Origin of the sequence: Palleronia caenipelagi (assembly GCF_007004065.1) — a bacterium.
GTDB lineage: Bacteria > Pseudomonadota > Alphaproteobacteria > Rhodobacterales > Rhodobacteraceae > Palleronia > Palleronia caenipelagi.
The window spans coordinates 39,499-63,437 of the sequence record NZ_VFSV01000010.1 but is presented as its reverse complement, the minus strand read 5'-3'; the positions used below and the strand labels follow the sequence as shown (position 1 = coordinate 63,437).

Below are 23,939 nucleotides of genomic sequence, written 5' to 3'. Positions count from 1 at the left end.
GCCCGTGACAACCGATTGCACAGATTGCCCCTTGAGACGGCTGGCGGTGTTCGACAACGCGACCGATACTGAACTCGACTTCATTCAGCGCTTCAAAGCGGGTGAACTTCAGATCGAGGCCGGGACAACGCTGATGGTCGAGGGTGAGCGATCAGCGCATCTCTATACGGTGCTGTCCGGTATGGGGCTGCGCTACAAGACGCTTCACGACAGGCGGCGGCAAGTCATCAACTTCGTTTTTCCCGGCGATTTCATCGGCATCCAATCTGCGCTCGGGCGAGACATGACGCAGAGTATCGAAGCAACAACCGATATGACCCTCTGCGTTTTCCCGGCCGACCGGGTCTGGTCGCTGTTTAAAAGCCACCCCTCAGTCGCCTTCAACCTGACTTGGGTCGCCGCGACCGAAGAGCACTTTCTGAGCGAAATTCTGACCGCCGTAGGCCAGCGCAAAGCGACCGAGTTGATCGCATGGGGCGTATTGCGTCTTTGGGAACGGGGGGCGTCACTCGGTCTGGTGGAGAACGGAGCGATGCCTCTGCCCTACCGCCAGCGCGACGCAGCCGACGCCCTGGGAATCTCCCTCGTCCATTTCAACAAGACCATGCACAAGCTCACCGATCAGGGACTGTTCGAGTGGCGGGACGATCGTTTACGGGTGTACGAAATCGACAAGCTGAGAGAGCTGGCCATGGTGTGCGGAGGGCCGCTTCTGGACAAGCGACCGCTGATCTGATCACTTTTCAATGTAATTGTCGGCGACCACGGCCTTGCGATAGCCCATGGGCCGGTCCGGTCCCACAGTAGAGTCTCGGTAGGTTCTCAGCTCAAGCTCTGCGTTCAGCGCGGCCCCGAGAAGCACCGTGAAGGCACTCAGGAACATCCACATCAACAGAGCGATCACCGCGCCGAGTGTGCCGTAGATCTCGTTATAATTTCCGAAATTCGAGAGATAGTAACTAAAGCCCCACGACACGAGTCCCCAGAGGAACATCGCCACGATGGCCCCCGGTGTCACCCAGGGCAGTCGGGCTTTGCGGCGATTAGGGCCGAACCGATAGATCATACCGATCGCGACGATCACCACACCCAGCGCCACCACCCAGCGCACGGAGGCGACGAGCCATTCAGTCACCGGACCCAGCGGCACAAAATTCAGCACCACCGGCAAGACAACAACCGACAGAAGCGCCACAAGCGACACGCCGATCAGCAGGAGTGTGATGGCCGACGCTGTTGCGATCTGGCGCAGACCTTGCCGGTTGCGCTGGCCGTAAATGGCGTTCAGCGCCCGAATCAGCGACGCCACCCCCGCTCGCGAGGACCACAGAGCCGCACCCAGCGACAAAAAGGTGGTCCAGCCCAACGTCGAATTGGCCGCGCCCACAATTTGCGTGACCTGATCGTAAACGATGTCATAAGCCTCTTCGGGCATCACCTCTTCCATGACGGCGAGCTGTTCGGCCACCTCGACCGGATCGGCAAAAAAGCCCCAGATAGCCACGACCGCGCCAATGGCCGGAAACACCGACAACATGCCGTAAAATGCGATTCCTGCTGAATACAGGGCCAGATTGCTGTCATTCAGGCCCAGTATCACGGCCTTGATCGCACCGAACCATTTGCGCCATCCCAGACCGGGCAGGAGCTTACGGCGACGCGGCGCGGGCTCCGGGCTAGTATCGGGAGAGGTCTCTGGCATCGTCATTGGGCGGTCCCCACGGGCTTGTTTCAGGCGGCTTCTGGCGGTTTTACGCCGCGTCTGCAATCCGGCGACTGAAGAAACGCATCCGGCAATATTGGATTCACAGACTCGAATACATATTGTATCGTGGTCCCAGCGCCGGGGAATGTCGGCGTGATGATTTTAGGAGGACAATGTCCTGTCTCTCGCACAGCACTCGGCTGAGCATCAGTCCAAAACGCAGGTTGAGCCGGTAATGCCCGACAGCGTCTCGCACCCTTCGGCCTCTGCGGCCGACACGCTTCTCTCCGCAATTCTCCAACAGCTCGATGATGATCAGGCTCAGGATGTTGTTCAGATCCCTCTGAAGGACAAATCCGAGATGGCCGATTACATGATCGTCTGCTCGGGCCGGTCCAGCCGTCAGGTCGGCGCGATCAGCGAAAAGCTGATCGACATGATGAAGCAGGATCACGGTGTTCTGGCCAAGGTCGAAGGCAAGGATGCCGGCGACTGGGTTCTGATCGACGCGGGCGACGTGATCGTCCACGTGTTCCGTCCCGAGGTCCGGGAGTTCTACCAGATCGAAAAGATGTGGATGGACCCCCAGCAGGTCGCCGCCCGCTCCTGAGATGCGGGTGCGCCTCTGCGCCATTGGCCGGATCCGCAAGGGTCCGGAGCGGGCGCTGATCGACGACTATACCCAGCGCTTCGACCGCACGGGGCGCGCGCTATCCCTCGGACCCCTTGAGGAAATCGAGATCGAGCCACACAAGGCCACCGGTCAGGATGCCGAGGCCGAAGCCCTCTTGCGCGCGATCCCCGACGATTCTGTCGTGGTGGCGCTCGACGAGCGAGGCAAAGTCATGACCTCCCCGAACTTCGCTGCCCGTCTCGGTGACTGGCGGGATCAGGGCCGGGGCGAGGTCACGTTTGTCATCGGTGGCGCAGACGGGCTCACCGATGCGCTGCGGGACCGTGCCGACCTGATGTTGAGCTTCGGCCAGATGGTCTGGCCCCACATGCTCGCCCGCGTCATGCTGACCGAGCAACTCTACCGCGCGGCCTCGATCCTCGCCGGATCCCCCTATCACCGCGTCTGAGCGGTTCCCTGTCGCGGCGGAGCACGCTAGAGAACGCGTGACATTTGACCCGAAGGATCCGTTCATGACCGCGCCAAAACCCGTTGTTCTGTGTATTCTTGATGGCTGGGGGGACAATGCCGACATGACGGCAAGTGCCCCCGCGTTGGCGAGCACCCCGAATTTCGACCGCATCCGCGCCGGGAACCCGTCCTCGCAACTGATCACCTTTGGCAACGATGTGGGCCTGCCCACCGGGCAGATGGGCAATTCCGAGGTCGGCCACACCAATATCGGCGCAGGTCGGGTCGTGGCGATGGATCTGGGTCAGATCGATCTGGCCATCGAGGACGGGTCTTTTTTCGAAAAGGACGCTCTGAAGAGCTTCATCGCCAGCCTGAAGGAAAGCGGCGGCAAGGCGCATCTCCTCGGGATCGTCTCCGATGGCGGGGTACATGGGCACCTGACCCATATCATCGCCGCGACCAAAACGATCTGCGAGGCCGGTGTGCCGGTGGTGATCCACGCCATGACCGACGGGCGGGACGTTGCGCCGAAATCTGCCGAGGGATTCCTCGCCCAACTCATTGACGCCTTGCCCGAGGGCGCGCGGGTCGGGACAGTCACGGGCCGCTATTACGCAATGGACCGGGATAATCGCTGGGAGCGGATCGAGCAGGCGTTCTCAGCCATGGTCGCAGGTCAGGGCGAGACGGCGGACTGCCCGGCAGAGGCCGTGCAGCAATCCTATGACGCGGACAAAACCGATGAGTTTATCCCCGCGACCGTGATCGGTGATTACGCCGGGATGCAGGACGGCGACGGGGTGTTCTGCCTGAACTTCCGCGCCGACCGCGCCCGCGAGATTCTGCGCGCCATCGGCCAGCCTGATTTTGCTGAGTTCGATATCTCCGCCCGCCCGGAGTTTGCCGCCCGGCTGGGGATGGTGGATTACTCCGAGGATCACAACGCCTGGTTCGAGACGGTCTTTCCCAAGCAGAAGATCAAAAACACCCTCGGCGAATGGGTCGCCTCCAAGGGCCTGAGTCAGTTCCGCGTCGCCGAGACGGAGAAGTACCCGCACGTGACCTTCTTCCTCAACGGCGGCAAGGAAGCCCCGGAGAAAGGCGAGGACCGCACCATGCCGAAATCGCCCAAGGTCGCCACATACGACATGCAGCCCGAGATGAGCGCGGGCGAGGTGACGGAGCGCTTTGTCGAGGCGATCGAGGCGGGCTACGACCTGATCGTCTGCAACTACGCGAATCCCGACATGGTGGGCCATACGGGTGATCTGGACGCTGCGATCGCGGCTTGTGAGGCGGTGGATGCGGGGCTTGGCCGGGTGCTTGAGGCGCTGGAGCAGGCGGGCGGTGCGATCATCGTCACCGCCGATCACGGCAATTGCGAGACCATGGTGGACCCCGAGACCGGCGGTCCCCACACGGCGCACACCCTGAACCCGGTGCCCTGCATCATGGTCGGTGGGCCTGAGGGCGCATCACTCGCCGACGGGCGGCTGGCGGATCTGGCGCCGACGGTGCTGGAACTGATGGGACTCGATCTGCCCGAAGAAATGACCGGACAAAGCCTGATCCGCAGATGATCCGTACCCTCGCCCTGATCCTGGCGGCAACCGCTGGCATGGCGCTGGCCGAGGACAGCCCCTCGGATCTGGCTCGTGAGGCGGCGCGGCAGATCGCCGCGGCGGCGGCGGGCTATGATGCGAAGGCCGAGGGCTATGACCGGATCGAGGCGCTGTCGAAGGTCGTACGCGGCTACGAGGCAGGACTCGCCGCACTGCGCGAGGCGGAGCGGGCCGCGGCCGCGCGGGAGGACGAGATCCTCTCCCGCATGACCGCCGCCGACAGCAAGACAGGCGATCTGCTGGCCGCGCTGATGTCCGTGGGTCAAGCACCCGAGGCCGCACTCCTCCTGCACCCCGCCGGCCCCGAAGCCACAGCGCGTGCGGGGATGCTGATGCAAAGCGCCCTGCCCGCGCTGATGAGGCAGGCCGAGACACTCCGGCAGGAAGCCGAGGACGTGGCCGAATTGCGACGCCTTCGCAGTCAGTTGCTGGCTGATCTGGGCAGCAGCACAGACGCGCTCCGGCAAGCCCGCCGGGATCTGGCCGAAGCTGTGGAGGAACGCCGGGCCCTGCCCGGTCAGGCACAAACGCTGGCGCAGGCGACCGAGATGGCCCGCCAGCTCGCCGCTCTTGCCCCGCGTCTGGGCGGCGTCGGGGATGCGATGTTCGAGGCCGCGCGTGGCAGCTTGCCGCTGCCCGCACAGGGCCGGATCGTTCTGCGCTACGGCGATCTGCCCGACCGGCCCGGCTGGCAGATCCTGACAGAGCCCGGCGCCGCCGTACAGGCACCGGCACCGGGCACATTGCGCTATCTGGGACCACTGCCTGGATACGGAAATGTGATGGTTCTCGAACCCGCCGCAGGCTATCTGATAATTTTCGGAGGCCTTGGCGAAGTTTTCGGCGCCGTTGGGGACGTGATCGCTGCCGGTGATCTCGTTGGACAGATGACAGAAATGCGAGGATCGCTTGACACCAGCCGTCAGGACGTGACGCTCTATATCGAAATCAGGCGCGACGATCAGCCGGTGGACCCGGAAGACTGGTTCGCCCCGTCCGCAGATCAGGGATGAGACAGGAATGAAGAAATTTGCACTGGCCATATGTGGTGGCACCCTTGCCGGCGTGATCGCGACAACGCAGATCGCGGGTCCACTGCTCGCGCAGGAGACCGAGAGCCGGACCAATGTCTATGAGCAGCTTGATCTCTTCGGCGATATCTTTGAGCGCATCCGCTCGGAATATGTCGAGGACGTCTCGGAGAAGGATCTGATCGAGGCCGCTATCGACGGAATGCTGTCCTCGCTCGATCCGCACTCATCCTATCTCTCACCCGAAGACGCCCAGCGGATGCGCACGGAGACGCGTGGTGAATTCGGCGGACTGGGGATCGAGGTCACGCAGGAAGAAGGCTTCGTCAAGGTTGTCTCCCCGATGGACGGCACCCCCGCCTCCGAGGCCGGGATGCAGTCGGGCGACTTCATCACCCATGTGGACGGCGAGAGCCTGTTGGGCCTGACGCTCGACGAGGCGGTGGAGATGATGCGCGGGCCGGTCGGGTCAGAGATCGTCATCACCGTGGTCCGCGAGGGCATGGACGAGCCCTTTGACGTGTCGATCATCCGCGACACGATCGAGCTGACCGCCGTGCGCGGGCGGCTACAAGGCGATACAGTGGTGTTGCGGCTGATCACCTTCTCCGACCAGACCTATCCGAAAATGGCGGAAGAGCTGGCAAAGCTCGTCGAAGAAGCGGGCGGAATGGACGCGGTGAACGGTTTCGTGATTGACCTCCGCAACAACCCCGGTGGTCTGCTGACGCAGGCAATCAAGGTGTCAGACGCGTTCCTTGACGAAGGCGAGATCGTCTCGACCCGTGGCCGGGAGCAGGAAGACAGTGACCGGGTGAATGCGGTCGAGGGCGATCTGGCGGAGGGTAAACCCATCGTCGTGCTGATCAACGGCGGCTCCGCCTCTGCCTCCGAGATCGTCGCAGGCGCGTTGCAGGATCACCGCCGGGCCATCGTCGTCGGAACCAAATCCTTCGGCAAGGGCTCTGTCCAGACCGTCGTGCCCATGCGCGGCGACGGCGCCATGCGCCTCACCACTGCACGTTACTACACTCCCTCGGGCCGCTCGATTCAGGCTCTGGGGGTCTCGCCGGACATCGTGGTCCAGCAGCCGCCGGTGGATATGACCCAGCCCGAGACCGAGGAAGAGGAAGACAGCCCGCGCTTCAACCGTACCGAAGCGGATCTCCGTGGCTCATTGGATAACGATTCGCTGACCGAGGATGAACAGGACACCATCCGCGAAGAGCAGGCTGCCGCTGAAGAGGCCGCCAAGCTGCGCGAAGAGGATTACCAGTTGGCCTATGCCATCGACATCCTCAAGGGTCTCGTAGCGCTGAAGACGGATCAACAATGACGCCGGACGAATTGCGCGAGAGCCTGCCTTATCGCCCCTGCGCCGGGGTGGTGCTGACCAACGGGCGGGGCGAGGTCTTTGCCGGGCAACGGCTGGACCACGCCTCGGGGGCCTGGCAGATGCCTCAAGGCGGCATTGACCCGGGCGAAAGTCCCCGCGACGCTGCCCTGCGTGAGCTCGAGGAGGAAACAGGCCTCTCCCGGTCTCTCGTCGAGGTGCTGGGCGAGACCCCGGAATGGGTTCTCTACGATTTGCCAGAGGAACTGCTTGGCAAGATCTGGAAGGGTAAGTACCGGGGTCAGAAGCAGAAATGGCTGCTCTGCCGGTTCACCGGGCAAGACAGCGATATCAACATCCAGACCGCGCACCCGGAATTTGGTGCGTGGCAGTGGATGGCACCCGACGCCCTCCGCGCTCAGATTGTGCCGTTCAAGCGCGCCGTCTACGATCAGGTCCTAGGCCACTTCGCGGACCTGATCTGACTCCCCAGGCGCGGCAGGTCTTGCATTCCGCCGCGCCAGTTTCTACCCTCCGTCCACACCTCGGGGAGCCTCAGGGCTGAGACGCATCATGCGGACCCGTAGAACCTGAACCGGTTAGGACCGGCGGAGGGAAGGTATCGGCCTCAGCCGCCCTTTCACCCACCGGCGACAAGGAGGCGATATGAACCGCTCACTCATCCTTGCGCTTGGACTGCTCGCGACACCTGTGATGGCACAGGACAAACCCGTGCTGACTGTCTACGCGCCCGACTACTTTGCCAGCGAATGGGGTCCCGGCCCCGCCATAGAGACAGCCTTCGAGGCGATTTGCGAGTGTGATCTGGAATACAAGACCGGCGACCTGCTGCCGCGCCTGATGCTCGAAGGCGACAAGACCGACGCCGATGTAGGCATCGGCTTTACCACCGATGAGACCCGCCGCGCCCGTGAAACTGGCCTTTTTGCCCCCCACGAGCAGGACGTCACCGGCCTGACACTTCCGGTTGAATGGGATGATGACGTGTTCCTGCCATTCAACTGGGGGCATACTGCTTTCGTCTATGACACCGACTACGTCTCCGATCCGCCCGCCAGCTTTGACGCGCTGGTCGATGCGCCCGAAGACGCCTACCGGATCGCCATTCAGGACCCCCGCACCTCGATCTCCGGGCTCGCTCTGATCCTCTGGGTCAAATCGATCTACGGCGACGAGGCGGGGGATGTCTGGGAGGAACTCGCGCCCAAGATCCTTACCGTGACCAAGGGCTGGTCTGAGGCCTACGGCCTGTTCAGCGAGGGTGAGGCGGATATGGTGCTGAGCTTTACCACATCCCCTGCCTATCACATCATCGCCGAGGGGGATGAGACGGTGAAGGCCGCGATCTTCCCCGAAGGACATTACTTCATGGTCGAACAGGTGGCAAAGCTCGCCGGGACGGACGTGCCTGAGCTGGCCGACCAGTTCATGGGCTTTGTCCTGTCCGAGACCTTCCAGTCCCTGATCCCCGAGGCCAACTGGTCCATGCCCGCGAAACTGCCAGCCGACCGATTGCCCGAGGGCTTCCAGCAGCTTGAGATGCCCGAAAAGGTCCTTTTCTACGACGAAGAGACTGCCTTTGAGCTGCGCGACGCGGCCATTGACGAGTGGGTTGCGGCCCTCCGCCGCTGACCTCATGTCCAATACTTATCGGTCCTTCGGCCTCGCGGCGGCCTTTGCCGTCGCCGCTCTGGTCGGGGGGACGCTCCTCTCGGCGGTGTCCGTTTCAGGAGGTCTGTCCGCGCTCGCACCGGGAGATTGGGCCGCGATCCGCTTTACCCTGTGGCAAGCCGCCCTCTCCGCGCTGATCTCCGTCGCCCTCGCCATACCCGTCGCGCGGGCGCTGGCGCGGAGACAATTCCCGGGCCAGCGGCTTCTGATCACGCTTCTTGGCGCGCCCTTCATCCTGCCGACCATCGTCGCGATTCTCGGGCTGTTGATGGTCTTCGGACGATCAGGATGGCTGAACGCGCTGGGCGGCGGCCTGCACCTGCCGGAGTTCAGCATCTACGGTGCCCATGGGGTGATCCTTGCCCATGTGTTCTTCAACCTGCCACTGGCGACACGGCTGCTCCTGCAAGGCTGGCAGTCGATACCCGAAGAACGTCTGCGCCTCGCTCAATCCCTTGGGATTCGCGGCTGGACCCTGTTCCGCCTGATCGAAGCCCCCATGCTCCGCGCGGTTTGTCCGGGCGCGGCGCTGGCGATCTTCCTCATCTGCATCTCCAGCTTTGCCATCGCCCTGACGCTGGGTGGTGGTCCCCGAGCCACAACGATCGAACTCGCCATCTATCAGGCGGTGCGCTTCGATTTCGACCTTGGACGGGCGGGGCTGCTGGCAATGATGCAACTCGCGATCACTGTCACCGCCACCCTCCTGGCGCTCCGAATCGCCATCCCGGACAGCATGGGGGCGGGGATGGACCGACGCATCACGTCCTCGTCCCGAGACGGCATCCTGCCCGACACACTGGCCATCGCCGCCGCGAGCCTGTTTCTGCTGGCGCCGCTCGCCGCACTGGCCGTGCGTGGCCTGCCTCACGTGATGGAATTGCCACCCGCAGTCTGGTCCTCAGCGATGCGTTCACTGATGGTCGCAAGCGCATCGACCCTGTTTTGCGTTCTCCTTTCCCTCGCCATTGCCTTGGCGGCCGCAGGGGGCGGCAGGCGCGGGGTTTTGGCCGAGACGCTGGGCATGAGCGCGCTGGCCGCGTCGCCGCTGGTCATGGGGATCGGCCTGTTCGTCCTGATCCGACCCGTGCAGCGGCCGGATCTGGCGGCCCTGCCGGTCACCGCGCTGGTCAATGGCATCATGGCAGTGCCCTTTGCCTTGCGTGCGCTCATCCCCGCCGTTGCCCGGGTCGAGCGGGATTACGGACGCCTCGCAGCCTCACTGGGCCTGACCGGCTGGTCCCGCCTGCGGCTTTTGATCCTGCCACGCATCCGGCGCCCGCTGGGCTTTGCCGCAGGACTGGCGGCCGCGCTGTCAATGGGCGATCTCGGAGTGATCGCGCTCTTCGCAGATGGCGAAAGCGCCACCCTGCCGCTGCAGGTCTACCGTCTCATGAGCTCCTACCGGATGGATCAGGCCAGCGCGGGGGCGCTGCTGCTCTTGCTCCTGAGCCTCGGACTGTTCTGGATCTGCGACCGCGGAGGACGCAAGGATGTTGACGCTTGATAATGTGCGGCTGAGCTATGACGACTGGCACTTGTCCGTCGATATGGAGATCCCGGCAGGTGCGCGTGTGGCGATCCTTGGGCCTTCGGGGGCGGGCAAGTCCACACTGCTGGCCGCCATTGCCGGGTTCCTGCCGCTGACAACCGGGCGGATCCTTTGGCAGGGCCAGCGCATCGATACGACGCCCCCTGCCGCGCGACCCGTGGCAACGATTTTCCAAGACAACAATCTGTTCCCGCACCTGACCGCGGCGCAGAATGCGGGATTGGGCCTGCGTCCCAATGGCAGGCTGAGCGGCCCCGAAGGTGACCGGGTTAAGGCCGCGCTGGCGCGCGTTGGGCTCGACGGGATGGGCGACCGCAAGCCCGGCGCACTGTCGGGGGGGCAGCAAAGTCGCGTCGCTCTGGCCCGCGCGATTCTTCAGGACCGTCCGATCCTTGCCCTCGATGAACCCTTCTCCGCCCTCGGACCGGCGCTGAAGGACGAGATGATCGACCTCGTGAAAGACCTCGCGACAGAGCGTGAACAAACCGTATTGATGATCACCCACGATCCCGGTGACGCGGTTCGGCTGGGAGGATCGGGCGCGATTGTCGCCGATGGTACCGTCTCCGTCCCGGTCGAGGCTGAGACGCTGCTCAGCGATCCTCCACCAGAGCTGCGCGCCTATCTGGGGGAGCGCTGAGCCGAACAGGCCCCGTTTTTCAAAGGAAAAGCCCCGCCAAAGAGGCGGGGCTTTGTATCTTTTACCGGTCAGAATTCAGACGGGCTCCGGCTCCAGATTGCCATCGTCGGATTTCGACTTCGGCTTCGTCTTTGGGATCGACGCGACAGAGCCAGGCGCGTTGCCCTGATCCCCACTATCGTCATCTTCGCCCCGGCTCAAAGGCTCGCCGTTCATCACCTTACGGATCTCGGGGCCGGTCAGCGTCTCGTATTCCAGAAGACCCTGCGCGAGACGCTCCCACTCGTCATTTCTCTCTGTGAGAATGCGTTTCGCGGTGTCGTAGCCTTCGTCGATGATCTCACGGACCTTGTCGTCGATCAGCTTCTGAGTCGCCGCCGAGTGGTTCGCACCACCGCCATAGGAGCCAAGATAGCTCTGCTGCTCATTGGCGTAGTCCACATAGCCCAGCTCTTCGGCAAAACCGAACTGGGTGACCATGGCACGGGCGATTTTCGTCACCTGCTGGATGTCCGAAGCAGCGCCAGAGGTGGCGTTTTCCTTGCCAAATTTGAGCTCTTCGGCCACGCGACCGCCCATCGCCATGGCGATCTTTGACTTATACTTCGTATAGGTCACCGACAGTTGATCCCGCTCGGGCAGCGACAGAACAAGACCAAGCGCCCGGCCACGAGGGATGATCGTGGCCTTATGCACCGGGTCGTGCTGCGGCACATATAGGCCCACAACCGCGTGCCCGGCCTCATGATAGGCGGTCAGCTTCTTCTCATCCTCGGACATGACCATCGAGCGGCGTTCGGCGCCCATCATGACCTTGTCCTTGGCGTTCTCGAAATCCTCCATGGTGACGAAACGCCGACCCACGCGGGCAGCCATCAGCGCGGACTCGTTCACAAGGTTCGCCAGATCGGCACCGGAGAAGCCCGGCGTGCCACGGGCGATGATCCGCAGATCCACGTTCGGACCCAGAGGCACCTTGCGAGAGTGGACGCCGAGGATCTTTTCGCGGCCCTTGATGTCAGGATTCGGAACCTGCACCTGCCGGTCGAAACGACCTGGGCGCAGCAAGGCCGGATCAAGTACGTCGGGGCGGTTGGTAGCCGCGACAATGATGATCCCCTCATTGGCTTCAAAGCCGTCCATCTCCACCAGCAGCTGGTTCAGGGTCTGCTCGCGCTCGTCATTGCCGCCGCCATAGCCGACGCCCCGCGACCTGCCCACGGCGTCGATCTCGTCGATAAAGACGATACAGGGCGCGTTCTTCTTCGCCTGCTCGAACATGTCCCGAACGCGGGACGCACCAACACCCACAAACATCTCGACGAAGTCGGAGCCCGAAATGGTAAAGAATGGCACACCGGCTTCACCGGCTACAGCGCGAGCGAGCAGCGTTTTACCGGTGCCCGGAGGGCCGACCAGCAAGGCGCCCTTGGGGATCTTGCCGCCGAGGCGCGAGAATTTCTGCGGGTTGCGCAGGAATTCCACGATCTCCTCGAGGTCTTCCTTGGCCTCGTCGATGCCTGCAACGTCGTCAAAGGTCACGCGGCCATGCTTTTCGGTCAGGAGCTTCGCCTTGGACTTCCCAAAGCCCATTGCACCGCCGCGACCACCGCCCTGCATCCGGTTCATGAAGTAGATCCAGACGCCGATCAGCAGCAGGAAGGGCAGAAAGGTCATCAGGATCGCACTAAAGCCCGACTGCTCCTGCGGACGGGCGTTTACCGTCACATCATTGGCGATCAGCCGTTCGGTCAGATCGCCGCCGCTATCGGGCCGGACGGTCGTGTATTCGCGACCATCTGCACCGCGATAGATCACCCGCTCACCGTCCAGCGTCACGGAGCTGACCGTGCCCGCATCCACTTGTTCAATAAAGTCAGAGTAAGAGGTCGCATTCGCGCTCAGCGTCGATTGCCCTCCTGAGAAAATGTTGAACAGCGCCACCACCAAAAGCAGGAGCACGATCCAGAGCACGAAATTGCGGGCGTTTCCCAAACGGGCCTCCATCGCAGAACGGGTTTTCACGGGGCGTGTCCCCGTGCTTTGACCTGACAGATAACTACGCTGGATCAGGTTTCAATTACCATACCCCGAAGGCGCCGATTCGTCGCGCCATCCCGTCCATTCGGCGGACCAGCCGTTTGAGAGCCCGGCGAGCGGCGCGGCGATGAGCTCTTCGTTCCGCCAGATTGCGGGCGACGCCCGGAGCGAATCGCGGGGAAACCCGGTCTGACGCCAGTCAGGACAGAGGGCCACCGCGTCTCCCAGCGCCGCGATTTGGAATTGCGGAGCGTGAGGGCCCTGCAGCCGCCAATGCCGGTCCCAGGGCTCTGTCGTGTCCATCCGCAACCCCGAAACCACTGCGGGCTCGCGCGCGATCCGCAACGCAGCGCCGTCCTGCCGGATCAGGCACCCGGCCAGAGTGTGCTGACCGGCCTGCACAAGCCCGCTATGGATCGCCGTCAGTGCCGCTTGCCGGGGCGGTGGGGCGCCACCGACGACACGAAGGGCCCTTAGCGTCAGACGGCGAGCCAACTCGGCGGGCAAATCGTCGAGACGCTCCAGCAAGAGATCGCCTCCGACCACGGTCACATGATCCTCGGCGATGCGGCTTACAGCCCAGTCGAGCGCCTCGGCCCCGTCCCTCAACGCCGTTGCGGCGCGGGCGAGACCGCTGGTCGTAACACCCAGTGGCTCCAGCGCCGTCCTGAGGGCGCGCGCCCGGGCGCGATCATAACGCGGGTCATCGTTAGAGGGATCCTCAACCCAGCCCAGGCCCCGCGCCGTCAGGTGACGACGCAGCTCCGCCCGGCTGGCCCTCAGCAGCGGACGGACCCAGCGGACGCCGTGGCGCTCGAACCGTGAAGGCATGGCCGCCAACCCATCCACTCCCGGGGCACGTCGCAGGCGGAGCAGAAAGCTCTCGGCGATGTCGTCTGTCGTATGGCCAAGCACAACCGTATCGATCCCGCAGTCCTGCGCCCAGTCACCGATGAGGGCGTAGCGGCCCTGACGCGCAGAGGCTTGCAGATTGCCACGCCGGTCCCAATGCCAGTGCAATACGGCGTGAGGAATGCCCCGAGCCGCACAGACCCGCGTCACATGCACCGCCTCATCGGCCGCCTCAGGGCGCAGTCCATGATCCACGGTGACCGCACGCAGATGAACCCCGCGCCGCTTTGCCCAATCGTCAGCGAGGTCGAGGCAAGCCATTGAGTCGCCGCCACCTGAGACTGCCACGGCCAATGACTTGGTCGCAGGATCCAGCGCAGCAGCGAAGCGGTCCGCCAGATCGGTGGTCACGCGCAGCCGAGGGACGCCCGCAGGCTATCGGCTTCCGCTGCGGCCGGAGCGCCCGGGAACCGCAAAGGCACCTCGCCCAGCGTAGCGCAGGCATCGGCGGTCTGCCCCAATGCGCTTAGCGCCCTGCCCAGCTCCAGCAACGCATCGGGCGCTTTCGCCCCGTCCGGTGCGCCAGAGAATGCCGCCAGGTAGGCGCGCGCCGCATCGGCCTGTTCACCCAATTGAGCTAGAGATTGCCCCCGCAGGAACAGAGCCTCCTGCGTCAGCGGACCCGTCGTGTAGGTCTCGGCAAAGGCCGCAAAGAGGTCAGCGGCATTGCGAAAGCTACCGGAATCGAAGGCCTCCTTCGCCCGGTCAAAATCGGCTTGCTCGCCAACGGCGAGCTCCGCGCCGCTGGTGACCGGCTGGGCCGGACGTGGCTGGGGCGCGGTGCTGGCCCCGCCCAACGGCGAGGTCTCGCCCAAGGCGCCAATATCGCAGCCCGGTTCGATCTCACACACGCGAAAAGTCAGATCGCCCAGCCGGTTGGTGCCATCGGTGACGATACTCAAAATGCGGTTTTCCATCTCCTCGGTCTTCGAGGTCAGCCGCCTCAGCTCGCTTTCCATCGAATCGATGCGGTCGAGTGCCGACGTTCCCGCAAGGTTCAGCGCCACCGGGCCGGTGGTGGATACTTCGCGCTGGAGCCGTTGCAGCTCGACCGTCAGCACCGCGATCTCCTGCCGGATGTCGGCGAGGGTCGCGTCGTCCTGCGCGAAACTTGCAGCCGGCATGAGCAGGGCAGCGAAGATCAGAGGGCGCAGCACCGGTCTCATCCGGTCAACCCGCCGGCGGCGATGACCGTGACGGCGCGACGATTTTTGGCATAACAAGCCTCAGTCGAGCAGATTTCAATGGGGCGTTCCTTGCCAAAGGTCAGGGTCCGCATTCGCCCGGCAGACACTCCCTGACTGACGAGGTAATCCCGCACAGATGCCGCCCGACGGGCGCCCAAAGCGAGATTATACTCCCGCGTGCCCTGCTCATCCGCATGACCCTCGATGATTGCCGTGTATTCCGGGTTCTGGGTGAGCCAGCGCGCCTGAGCAGACAGGGTCTGGCGCGCACTGTCGGTCAGGGTCGACTGGTCGACCAGGAATAACACCCGGTCCCCGATGGTTTGCGAGAAATAGGCCGGAGAAGACGGAGCAGGACCCGTAGGCACCGGTGCCGGAGCTGGTGCGACGACGCCCGCGTTTCCCGCGTCATAGGTGCCGTTCGCCGTGCCGCCGAAACGGTCCGGGTTGGAACAGGCGGACAAGCTCACCACAGCGAGCGCCATCATCACGAAACCGGTCCTGTGCATTCTGCTCTCCTGCACTGCTTGTTTTGTCATCTTCTATCACTCCAGACCGATCTTGGGAACTCAGGGCAGGAGCGGCGACCACGCCGGGTCGGAGGCGGCCGACGGCGTCGGCACCTTGCGCAGGTTACGACCCGACACATCCACCGAATAGAGCGCGGGCTGACCGTTGGCTCCAGCGCTCTCACGGGTAAACATCAGGACCCGACCGTTGGGTGCCCATGTCGGGCCCTCATCGAGAAAGCTGGCAGTCAGAAGCCGCTCGTTGCTGCCATCGGTGCGCATGACGCCGATGTGGAACCGGCCGTCATTTTGCTTGGTGAACGCAATCAGATCCCCGCGCGGCGACCAGACGGGCGTGCCATAGCGCCCCGCGCCAAAGGAGATCCGCTGCGCCTCGCCCCCGCTCGCAGGCATGACGTAGAGTTGCGGCGTGCCGGAGCGGTCGCTCTCAAACACGATCTGGCTGCCGTCAGGACTATAGGAGGGAGCGGTCTCGATGGACGGCGCGCTCGTCAGCCGCTCTGCCTGTCCGCCGGGGCGCAGGCGATAGAGGTCGGTATTGCCGTTGATCGCCGCCGAAAACACCACGGTGTTGCCATCCGGCGCATAACGGGGCGCAAAGCTCATGCCATCCGCCGGAACAGGCAGAGGCACCTTGTTCGTGGCACCGACGGTCATCTGATAGATCTGCGGAAATCCACTCTCATAGCTTGTATAGAGCACCCGATTTCCATCCTGCGAAAAGCGCGGAGCGAGAACCAGCGAGGAGGCGTCGGTCAGATACTGCACATTGGCACCGTCGTAATCCATCACGGCAAGCCGCTTTTGGCGGGCGTTTTTGGGCCCTTGTTCAGAGACAAACACCACGCGACTGTCGAAATAACCGCTCTCGCCGGTGATCCTCCCATAGATCGCGTCCGCAACCTTATGCGCCAGCCTGCGCCAGCCCGCTTCGGTGCCCTGAAGCTGCAAACCCTGCCCCAGCGGCGCCTCGGAAAACACATCGAAGAGCCGGAACTGCACAGTCAGCCCCCCGGCCCCGTCCGCCGAGACGGCTCCGGTAATCAGCGCCTGCGCGTTAATGGCCTTCCAGTTGGCATATGTCACACTGGGCGAAAACTCGGTCACCGGAGCGATGAAGGCCTCCGACCCGATGCGGCGAAACAGGCCCGTTCCCACAAGATCCTCGGCGATCAGGTCGCTGATCTGCGAGGTCCAGGCCCCCGCTCCGCCCTGGTCGATGAAGACCGGCAAGGCAAAGGGGACGGGCTCGACGACCCCCTGGGTGATCTCCAGCCGCAGGGGCTCACCGGCTGACTGAGCGACCGCAGGAGCGCTGATCGAGCCGCTGAGAGCCAAGACGGCGGCACTCCAGATCAGGCAAAGGGCTTTGACAGACATGCAGGTCTCTCCTCGGGTTTCGGCGATGGGTCCGGTCATCTCACCCCCAGATCGCCGGGTCGGAAGGTCAGTTCCAGATTTCGCCATCTCTCGTATTTTTCAACCGGCAACTTATAACCGCCCCGCTCGTTCTGGCAGCGCAGGATGGCCCGGCGTGCCCATTCATAAGCGGTTTGTTGCGCCCCTGACGATCCCCCAGAGGCCTGCACCATCCGCAGAGACGACGAGACAACCCGGTTGTCCCTCGCCATCTGGAAGGCCACCACAACCTCGACCCCCACCGCTTCGGAACCCGGATCTCGGTTCCAGCAGGACTCCACGTGGGAGGTAAACGCGCTTTGCTCCGCTCGGGTCAACGGCGGACCCGCTGCGCCGCGCTGGAAGGCACCGCTTTCCACCAGTTCCTCCAGCCCTGCGATGGTCTCACTCACCGCGTCCTGAACCGCTCGGGGCGGCGCGGTCGGCTGAGGCGCGGGACGGGACGGACGGGTCCGTGGGCGTGGCGAGGTTTGCGGGGCGGCTGCGGCCAACGCCGCCGCCGGATCCTCGGCCTCTGTCACGATCTCTGTCGTCGCCTCGAGCGGAGCTTCGGCGGGCTTTTCCTCGACCGTCTCGGCAACTTCAGGCTCAGGTTCGGGTGTCACCGCCGGAGCGGGCTCCTCGGCGGCCTCGGCCTCAGGCGCCGGCTCCGGGGCAACCTTATCGGCGACCAGATCCGCCGGACGCGGAATCGGGCGCAGATCCGACGGCTGCGGCAAAGCAGCAACCTCGGGCTCAGGTTCAGGCGCAGGCTCAGGAAGAGGCTCCGGCAGTGGTTCCGGTGTCGGTTCCGGCTCCGGCGTCGGCTCGGGCTCGACCACTGGCTCGGGCTCGGGTTCTGCGACCGGCTCGGGAGCGGGCTCCGGTTCAGGTGCGGGAGCAGGGACGCCTTCGGGGACATCGGGATCGAGGGCGACCGGCAGGGGCTCAGACACCTCTTCGGGCTCGGAGGCGGTCAGTGCGGCGAACTCTTCTTCGCTCAGCACAGTGACCTCGGTCGTGCGGATCTCCGGCGGCTCCTCGAATGAGATCAAGCCGCCAAACAACGCCACGAGCAGCAAAAACCCGTGCAGCCCGAGCGATATGGCAAGGGGTCTGTCCATGGCGCAGCCGCCCTACCGGTCCGACCCGTCAAGACGCGGGCCTCCCGCATCGGTCACCAGACCGATCTCGTTGAACCCTGACGCATTCAGCGCCCCCATGACCTCGGCCACCCGTTCATAGGGGATCGACCCATCGGCCCGCAGGAAGACCTTGCGGCTGTCGCGCTCGGCGGCGATGGCGCGGAGCTGGGCGATCAGATCGGCACTCTCGGTCTCGTTATCCATCAACAACACCCGGCCATCGGCGGCCAGCGTGATGGACAGCGGCTCCTCCCGCTCGGTCGGCAGCGCCTCGGCGGCGGTCTCGGGCAGGTCGATGGGCACGCCCACCGTCAGGAGCGGCGCGGCAACCATGAAGATGATCAGAAGAACCAGCATGACATCCACAAAAGGCGTCACGTTGATCTCGGCCATGGGCTGAGCCCGGCGACGCCTGCGACGACGGCCGCCCCCGGACTCGCTCTTTTGCAGCGCGGCACCCATTTCAGTCGTCCAGCTGGCGCGACAGGAGGGTGGAAAACTCGTCGGCAAAGACCTCGTAGCCGCCGACAATCCGCCCCTGATCGGCTGAGAGCTTGTTGTAGAATACCACCGCCGGGATCGCAGCCAGCAGGCCCAGCCCCGTCGCCAGCAGTGCCTCGGCGATGCCCGGAGCGACAACGGCGAGATTGGTGTTCTGCTGCTCGGCAATACCGATAAAGGCGTGCATGATGCCCCAGACGGTCCCGAACAGCCCCACGAACGGCGCCGTCGAGCCAATCGTCGCCAGCACCGGCAGTCCGCGCTCCAGATCGTCAGCCTCACGGGCAATCGCCACGTCCATGCTCCGCTCGATCCGCGCCTGAGCGCCGGGGATCAGGTCGCCGCCGGTGCGATGACTGCGCTGCCACTCGGCCATGCCGGCAGCGAAAATCCCGGCGGCGCGACCCTTGGGCTCGGGTCCGACCTGGCGATACAGGTCATCCAGCGGCTCGCCGGACCAGAAAGCTTCGTCGAACCGCGCCGCCTCGCGCCGGGCGAGGCGGTAGCTGACATGCTTGCGAAAAATGATTGCCCAGGACCAGATCGACGCGGCGATAAGCAGGATCATCACCAGCTTGACCGTCAGGGTCGCGCGGGCGAACAGCCCGATCATGGAGAAGTCGATTTGCGAGGCCGCCGCAAGGGTGTCCGTTTCCATCTGCCTGCTCTTCGTTGCCCGGCACCTCTGCGGGTGCGCTTTTCCGACGCATACATGATGCGCGGCCCCTGCGTAAGCAAGTTGCGCCGCACAAAGCGGTGAAGTTCCGTCCCGTCGGCCTTCGGACGGGCGGAAAGCCGCTCAGGCGATCCGCGCGCGCAGCTCCGCAGGCAGACGCCGCACCCCACCCGCCGGATCCATGGCCACCAGCTGCACCTTGGCCCGGAACAGGGTCTTCCCCCCCGAGCGGATCTTCTGCCCCAGTTCGATCCGCGCGCCGGTCGCCGAAAGCACCTCGGTCTCCACCTCCAGCCGGTCATCAAGCCGCGCCGGTCCGAGGAAATCCGCTTCCACCCGCCGCACGGCAAAGACAAGGCCGCCGTCCCGCAGCATATTCTGGTCCACCCCCAGCCCGCGCACCCAGTCCGACCGCGCCCGCTCGATGAATTTCAGATAATTGGCGTGATACACAATCCCGCCCATATCCGTGTCTTCGTAGTAAACCGTAACGTCAAAGCGATGCGTCATTTGGTGTTGTCCGTTCTGATGAGGCCCGAGAGCCCGGCGACAAGGAGGAGCGAGAGGACCCATCCCGCCGCGATGTGGAACCAGAGGTATCCCGCGGCGAAGGTCGCAAATCGAGTACCTCGCGCTTCGGAGGGGAGCCAATAGCCTTCCATGCCGAAAGAGACCACCGGCAGGAGCGTGTCGAGCGAGAAAACGTAGGAGTTGAACCGAGGAAAGTCCGGTGCGTTCCTTTTGAAGCAGTCCAGTGCTTCGTAAGCGGGACCGCTCTCGCAGCCGATCCATTTGGCGTCAAGCATCACCATCTCAGGAGAGGTCGGTGCCATGGACCCTATCTGGGCCGCGTGGTGAAACACCATTGCTCCGAACACGAAAAGGACCACCATCGACCAGAGGGCGCGAAAGGGTTGATGGCCATAGGCGGTCGTGGCCCAGAGGATGTGGTCCCAAACGGCCCGGATCGTAGCAAATGCCGGCTGACCTGCCTTTTTCAGGCGCATCCGCTGAGCGCGCCGCTGTCGTTCCTCCTTCGCAATCAGAACCGCGCGGGCCGCCTCGCCATGGCCCATCTCGCGCAGAACTTTCGCACACTGTTCCCAAGGCTGGGGACGGAAGTCTTCGTTCACATCGTCATGACGCTGCCGGTCCAGCCAGGCGATCCGGGCCGTGCCATCGGTCGCGGCGTCGCCGCCAAAGGCATCATAGGTCAAGCCATTAAGATAGACTTTGCCTGACGGCCAGCTGTCGTGATCATCAACTAGCGACGAAATCCTCGCGGCTCCCATGCGGACGGCGCCAGTTAACTGCTTCACACCTTGAAAGAAAAAAATGCCTGCAATATCCGCTTTTGTTAAGTCTATGCCATCACCGCGGCCCGCCTCGAAGGCACAATCGGTTAACTCGAAATTTCCAGCTATTCTTGCCCCGGGAAGGCAAATTTCCCTACTGATTTTCATATCTCGGAAGAACACTCCGCCGCTTGCAGTCATACGATCGCCCTCGAAACCTGGGAGCTCTGATCCACTGAGGAAGAGACTCCGCAAGGACGCTGAGTAGAAAACTGGCGGTCTTTCTATGTAGCAATCCAATAATGCAATATCGCGGGTGATTTGCTCCGTCTGCATATCCAGCACACCGGTGATCCAGAGCCCCGCTACCTGCACTCCCTTCGCCGGCACTGTGACGCCTCGCGCCGTCAGGGCCGGGCAGCCGCCGAGGATCACATAGCGCAAGAAATCGGCCGAAACGGTGGGGATGTGGGCATCGTCGGGTGCGGGACGCGCTGTTCCAGTAAAAAGCTGCCCGGGCTTTGCTTTGCCAAAGCAGATCACTTTCCCGGAACCGATCTCGTCCAACAGCCGTTGCTGCACCGCATCCAGCTGCCCGAACTCCGCCAGCCTCCGTTTCACAACGCTGCCCCCACACGTGCTGACAGTCTCAGCGCGTGGCTGGGGTCGTGGGCGCTGGGAGGCAGGACGGGGTCGTAGGCGGCGCGGATGAGGGCTCCGATGTCAGGGCGGAGGACCACGGCGCCGGAGGGGGTCTGGGCGAGGGTGGAACGGTCGGTGAAGGCCTGATCCGACCAGAGCAGCATGGTCTGGGCGGCTTGGGCCAGCGCGATGGTCTCGGCGGGAACCTTCGACATCTCCGCATCCATCCGCACGAACACGAACGCCGCGCGGATCGCCCCGGCCTCGTCAAAGCGGAAGATGCGGTACTGGTTGGCATCGATCCCTTCGAGCCGGTCGAGAAGCGGCGCGAGGTCGGGGATCAGGCGGTCGAGGTCAGGCACCCCGCGCAGCTCGTCCCACTCGCGCAGGAAGAACACCATCAGGTTGACGCCCAACTCCGGGTCGGTCTCCGCTATGTCGTGCCCGGCCAGATGGCACAGCGCCTCGATCGCGCCTTTGACAACCGCGAGCGTCTGGTCCTCGACCCCGAAAACCACCGGCGCGATGGGCCGTCCCCAGCGGGCAAAGGCGTAGCTGCCATCGGTGCGGGTAAAGAGGGCTTCGATCTCCTGCGGGGTCATGGGGGTCTCCGTGAGGTTCGTGTCAGGTCAATGTGCACCCATAGCGGCAGAAGCCAAGGGGGGCTCAGTAGAAGCTTTGCGGGTCGATATCGACGCTGAGGCGCAGATCGCCCCGGATCTGGACCTGCGACAGCCATTCCGTGATGGCGGGTTGCAGGGGGGCGGTCTTGTCGGCCTTGATCAGCAGACGCACCCGGTGGCGACCCCGAATCCGGGCGATGGGGGCAGGGGCGGGGCCGTAAAGCGTGGCGCCGATCCGGCGGAGCGGCGCATCGGCCTGTGCGAGCCGGTTGCCGAGGTCAAACACCGCCTGGACATCCGGCGAGGACAGGATGATCCCCGCCATTCGGCCAAAGGGCGGCATCCCGGCGCGACGGCGCTCTGCGGCCTCGGCGGCCCAAAATCCCTCTTCGTCGCCGGACAGGATCGACTTGATCACCGGGTGCTCTGGCTGAAAGGTTTGCAGCAGCGCCGCGCCAGGCTTGTCCGCGCGGCCCGCCCGGCCCGCCACCTGCCGCATGAGCTGAAAGGTCCGCTCCGCCGCACGCAGGTCCGAGCCCTGCAACCCGAGATCGGCGTCGATCACGCCGACCAGCGTCAGGAGGGGGAAGTTGTGCCCCTTGGCCACCAGTTGGGTGCCGATGATAACGTCCGCGTCCCCCGCCGCAATCGCCTCGATCCGTTCCTTGAGCGCGCGAGCGGAGGCGTAGAGATCAGAGGACAGGACCTCGATCCGCGCATCAGGCCACAGCGCCGCGGCCTCCTCGGCCATCCGCTCGACACCGGGGCCGACGGGGGCGAGCTTGCCCTCCATCTCGCAAGACGGGCAGGCCTCGGGGATGGGTCTGGTCTCACCGCATTGGTGGCACATGAGACGCTTGAGGAACCGGTGCTCGACCATACGGGCGTCGCAATGTTCGCAGGCGATCATCTCCCCGCAAGCCCGGCAAATCGTCACCGGGGCGTAGCCCCGCCGGTTCAGAAACAGGAGCGATTGCTCTCCGGCGTTCAACCGGGTTTCCACCTCGCGCGCCAGCGTTGGCGAGACCCAGGCCTGCCCCGGCAGATCCTCGGCGCGCATGTCGATGGCGGCCATCTCGGGCAAGGCACGATCCCCGTATCGCGAGGTCAGCGTGAGGCTGCGATACTTGCCCGCCTCGGCATTGGCCCAGCTCTCCAGCGACGGCGTGGCCGAGGCGAGTACCACCTGCGCCCCCGCCAGTGAGGCCCGCAAGACAGCCATGTCGCGGGCGGAATAGAGGACACCATCCTCCTGTTTGTAGGAAGTGTCGTGCTCCTCATCGACGACGATCAGGCCCAGATCGCGAAAGGGCAGGAACAGAGCCGAACGCGCACCGACCACCAGTTCGGCGCGCCCCTCGCCCACCATCCGCCAACAGCGGCGGCGCTCGGTCTGGGTGACGCCGTGGTGCCACTCGGCAGGCCGGGCGCCAAAGCGTGCTTCGACCCGGGTGAGAAACTCTGAAGTCAGGGCGATCTCGGGCAACAGCACGAGCGCCTGACGTCCGGCCTTGAGACAAGCGGCGACGGTCTCCAGATAGACCTCGGTTTTGCCCGAACCCGTCACGCCCCGCAGCAACGTCGTGCCATAGCGCCCCAACGCCGCAGCCTGACGCAAGCTCTCTGCCGCCTCTGCCTGATCACCGGTCAGCGCCTTGCCCGGCAGATCGGGATCAAGGCGCGGATAGGGCTGATCGCGCGGCGCCTCGATCTCGTCCACCGCACCGAACTTGACCAACCCCTTAACGACGGAAGTCCCCACATCAGCGAGCCCCGCCAGTTCTGACAGGGTAAAGGACAGCGGCCCGTGGTCGTCGAGCACCTCGATCACCCGGCGACGGGCATCGGTGAGGCGCTCGGGCGTGCCGGTGCCGCGGACATAGACTTTACGCCAACCGGGAGGCGCAGCGAGGTCGGGGACCCGCATCGCCAGCCGGAGCATGGCGGGGCGCGGGGTCAGGGTGTAATCGGCCGCGCGCTCCAGAAAGTCGCGCAACTCGCGGCGAAAGGGCGGCACCTCCAACACCCGAATGATCCGTCGGATCCGCGCCGGGTCGAAGGACCCCTCCCCCTCGCACCAGACTACGCCCGTTACCTTGCGCGGACCCAGCGGAACCTCGACCACATCGCCCATCCGGCATCCCGCCTCGGGCGCGCGGTAGTCGAGCGTCCGGTCAAGCGGCTGGGTCGTTAGTACGGCCACAAGGGCATCGGGGGCGAAAAACTCGGTCATCATCTTCCGGCAATTGAGCGGACCTACAGGCTATAAGACCTCGGGCCGGGGATCAAAAGCCGCCGCAGATGTCACAGTCTTGAACCGATCCCGTA

Annotated in this window: 23 protein-coding genes and 1 riboswitch; of the genes, 10 read left to right on the top strand and 13 right to left on the bottom strand. The window is 64.3% G+C overall.

Going from position 1 to position 23,939, the window contains the following annotated elements; all coding sequences use genetic code 11:
* Positions 1-4 precede the first annotated feature (4 nt).
* Positions 5-736, top strand: a complete 732-nt coding sequence (locus FEV53_RS08020) for a Crp/Fnr family transcriptional regulator (protein ID WP_142834287.1) — start codon at positions 5-7, stop codon at positions 734-736.
* Here the strand turns inward: FEV53_RS08020 and FEV53_RS08015 are convergent, their stop codons facing one another.
* Positions 737-1,708, bottom strand: coding sequence for a YihY/virulence factor BrkB family protein (locus tag FEV53_RS08015; RefSeq protein WP_246100758.1), 972 nt, complete (start codon positions 1,706-1,708; stop codon positions 737-739).
* Positions 1,709-1,940: 232 nt separating this feature from the next.
* On the opposite strand from FEV53_RS08015, the gene rsfS reads away from it, so the two are divergent.
* The 9 genes from rsfS (at position 1,941) to FEV53_RS07970 (ending at position 10,662) form a co-directional block, all read left to right on the top strand.
* Positions 1,941-2,315, top strand: coding sequence for a ribosome silencing factor (gene rsfS / locus FEV53_RS08010; protein ID WP_142834286.1), 375 nt, complete (start codon positions 1,941-1,943; stop codon positions 2,313-2,315).
* 1 nt (position 2,316) lies between these two features.
* Positions 2,317-2,787, top strand: a complete 471-nt coding sequence (rlmH, locus tag FEV53_RS08005) for a 23S rRNA (pseudouridine(1915)-N(3))-methyltransferase RlmH (protein ID WP_142834285.1) — start codon at positions 2,317-2,319, stop codon at positions 2,785-2,787.
* A 64-nt stretch (positions 2,788-2,851) separates the two neighbouring features.
* Complete coding sequence (gpmI, locus tag FEV53_RS08000; RefSeq protein ID WP_142834284.1) at positions 2,852-4,372, top strand: 2,3-bisphosphoglycerate-independent phosphoglycerate mutase; 1,521 nt, start codon at positions 2,852-2,854, stop codon at positions 4,370-4,372.
* Positions 4,369-5,427, top strand: a complete 1,059-nt coding sequence (locus FEV53_RS07995; protein ID WP_142834283.1) for a murein hydrolase activator EnvC family protein — start codon at positions 4,369-4,371, stop codon at positions 5,425-5,427. The genes gpmI and FEV53_RS07995 overlap by 4 nt, the downstream gene beginning before the upstream one ends.
* 7 nt (positions 5,428-5,434) lie before the next feature.
* Positions 5,435-6,781 carry a S41 family peptidase gene (locus tag FEV53_RS07990; RefSeq protein WP_142834282.1) on the top strand — a complete coding sequence of 449 codons (1,347 nt, stop codon included), beginning with the start codon at positions 5,435-5,437 and terminating at the stop codon, positions 6,779-6,781.
* On the top strand, positions 6,778-7,263 hold the full coding sequence (locus FEV53_RS07985) for an RNA pyrophosphohydrolase (RefSeq protein WP_142834281.1): 486 nt from the start codon (positions 6,778-6,780) through the stop codon (positions 7,261-7,263). Before FEV53_RS07990 ends, FEV53_RS07985 begins: the two co-directional genes overlap by 4 nt.
* Before the next feature lie 51 nt (positions 7,264-7,314).
* Positions 7,315-7,412: riboswitch (TPP riboswitch) on the top strand.
* Between the two features lie 32 nt (positions 7,413-7,444).
* Positions 7,445-8,431: a thiamine ABC transporter substrate-binding protein gene (locus tag FEV53_RS07980; RefSeq protein WP_142834280.1), complete on the top strand. Its 987-nt coding sequence runs from the start codon at positions 7,445-7,447 to the stop codon at positions 8,429-8,431.
* A 4-nt stretch (positions 8,432-8,435) separates the two neighbouring features.
* On the top strand, positions 8,436-9,977 hold the full coding sequence (locus FEV53_RS07975) for a thiamine/thiamine pyrophosphate ABC transporter permease ThiP (RefSeq protein ID WP_142834279.1): 1,542 nt from the start codon (positions 8,436-8,438) through the stop codon (positions 9,975-9,977).
* The gene (locus tag FEV53_RS07970) at positions 9,964-10,662 is read left to right on the top strand and encodes a thiamine ABC transporter ATP-binding protein (RefSeq protein WP_142834278.1); all 699 of its coding nucleotides are present in this window, start codon (positions 9,964-9,966) and stop codon (positions 10,660-10,662) included. Before FEV53_RS07975 ends, FEV53_RS07970 begins: the two co-directional genes overlap by 14 nt.
* A gap of 75 nt (positions 10,663-10,737) precedes the next feature.
* Here FEV53_RS07970 and ftsH read toward each other — a convergent pair whose 3' ends face one another.
* From ftsH to FEV53_RS07910, 12 genes are all read right to left on the bottom strand, one after another.
* The gene (gene ftsH, locus FEV53_RS07965; RefSeq protein WP_142834362.1) at positions 10,738-12,657 is read right to left on the bottom strand and encodes an ATP-dependent zinc metalloprotease FtsH; all 1,920 of its coding nucleotides are present in this window, start codon (positions 12,655-12,657) and stop codon (positions 10,738-10,740) included.
* An 81-nt stretch (positions 12,658-12,738) separates the two neighbouring features.
* Positions 12,739-13,965 (bottom strand): tRNA lysidine(34) synthetase TilS, encoded by a 1,227-nt coding sequence (gene tilS / locus FEV53_RS07960; RefSeq protein WP_142834277.1) that lies wholly within the window; start codon positions 13,963-13,965, stop codon positions 12,739-12,741.
* Positions 13,962-14,780, bottom strand: a complete 819-nt coding sequence (ybgF, locus tag FEV53_RS07955; RefSeq protein ID WP_142834276.1) for a tol-pal system protein YbgF — start codon at positions 14,778-14,780, stop codon at positions 13,962-13,964. Before ybgF ends, tilS begins: the two co-directional genes overlap by 4 nt.
* Positions 14,777-15,310, bottom strand: coding sequence for a peptidoglycan-associated lipoprotein Pal (gene pal / locus FEV53_RS07950; RefSeq protein ID WP_142834275.1), 534 nt, complete (start codon positions 15,308-15,310; stop codon positions 14,777-14,779). The genes ybgF and pal overlap by 4 nt, the downstream gene beginning before the upstream one ends.
* Positions 15,311-15,370: 60 nt before the next feature.
* Positions 15,371-16,711, bottom strand: a complete 1,341-nt coding sequence (tolB, locus tag FEV53_RS07945) for a Tol-Pal system beta propeller repeat protein TolB (RefSeq protein WP_142834274.1) — start codon at positions 16,709-16,711, stop codon at positions 15,371-15,373.
* A gap of 35 nt (positions 16,712-16,746) precedes the next feature.
* Positions 16,747-17,853 (bottom strand): cell envelope biogenesis protein TolA, encoded by a 1,107-nt coding sequence (locus FEV53_RS07940; protein ID WP_142834273.1) that lies wholly within the window; start codon positions 17,851-17,853, stop codon positions 16,747-16,749.
* Positions 17,854-17,865: 12 nt separating this feature from the next.
* Positions 17,866-18,336, bottom strand: coding sequence for a protein TolR (gene tolR / locus FEV53_RS07935; RefSeq protein WP_142834272.1), 471 nt, complete (start codon positions 18,334-18,336; stop codon positions 17,866-17,868).
* Between the two features lies 1 nt (position 18,337).
* Positions 18,338-19,033: a protein TolQ gene (gene tolQ / locus FEV53_RS07930; protein ID WP_142834271.1), complete on the bottom strand. Its 696-nt coding sequence runs from the start codon at positions 19,031-19,033 to the stop codon at positions 18,338-18,340.
* Positions 19,034-19,174: 141 nt separating this feature from the next.
* Positions 19,175-19,561, bottom strand: a complete 387-nt coding sequence (ybgC, locus tag FEV53_RS07925) for a tol-pal system-associated acyl-CoA thioesterase (protein WP_142834270.1) — start codon at positions 19,559-19,561, stop codon at positions 19,175-19,177.
* Entirely contained in the window at positions 19,558-20,913 is a 1,356-nt protein-coding gene (locus FEV53_RS07920; protein WP_142834269.1) for a hypothetical protein, read from the bottom strand. The genes ybgC and FEV53_RS07920 overlap by 4 nt, the downstream gene beginning before the upstream one ends.
* 50 nt (positions 20,914-20,963) lie before the next feature.
* Positions 20,964-21,590 carry a hypothetical protein gene (locus FEV53_RS07915; RefSeq protein ID WP_142834268.1) on the bottom strand — a complete coding sequence of 209 codons (627 nt, stop codon included), beginning with the start codon at positions 21,588-21,590 and terminating at the stop codon, positions 20,964-20,966.
* Positions 21,591-21,654: 64 nt separating this feature from the next.
* Positions 21,655-23,847, bottom strand: a complete 2,193-nt coding sequence (locus FEV53_RS07910) for a primosomal protein N' (protein ID WP_142834267.1) — start codon at positions 23,845-23,847, stop codon at positions 21,655-21,657.
* Positions 23,848-23,939: the final 92 nt, after the last annotated feature.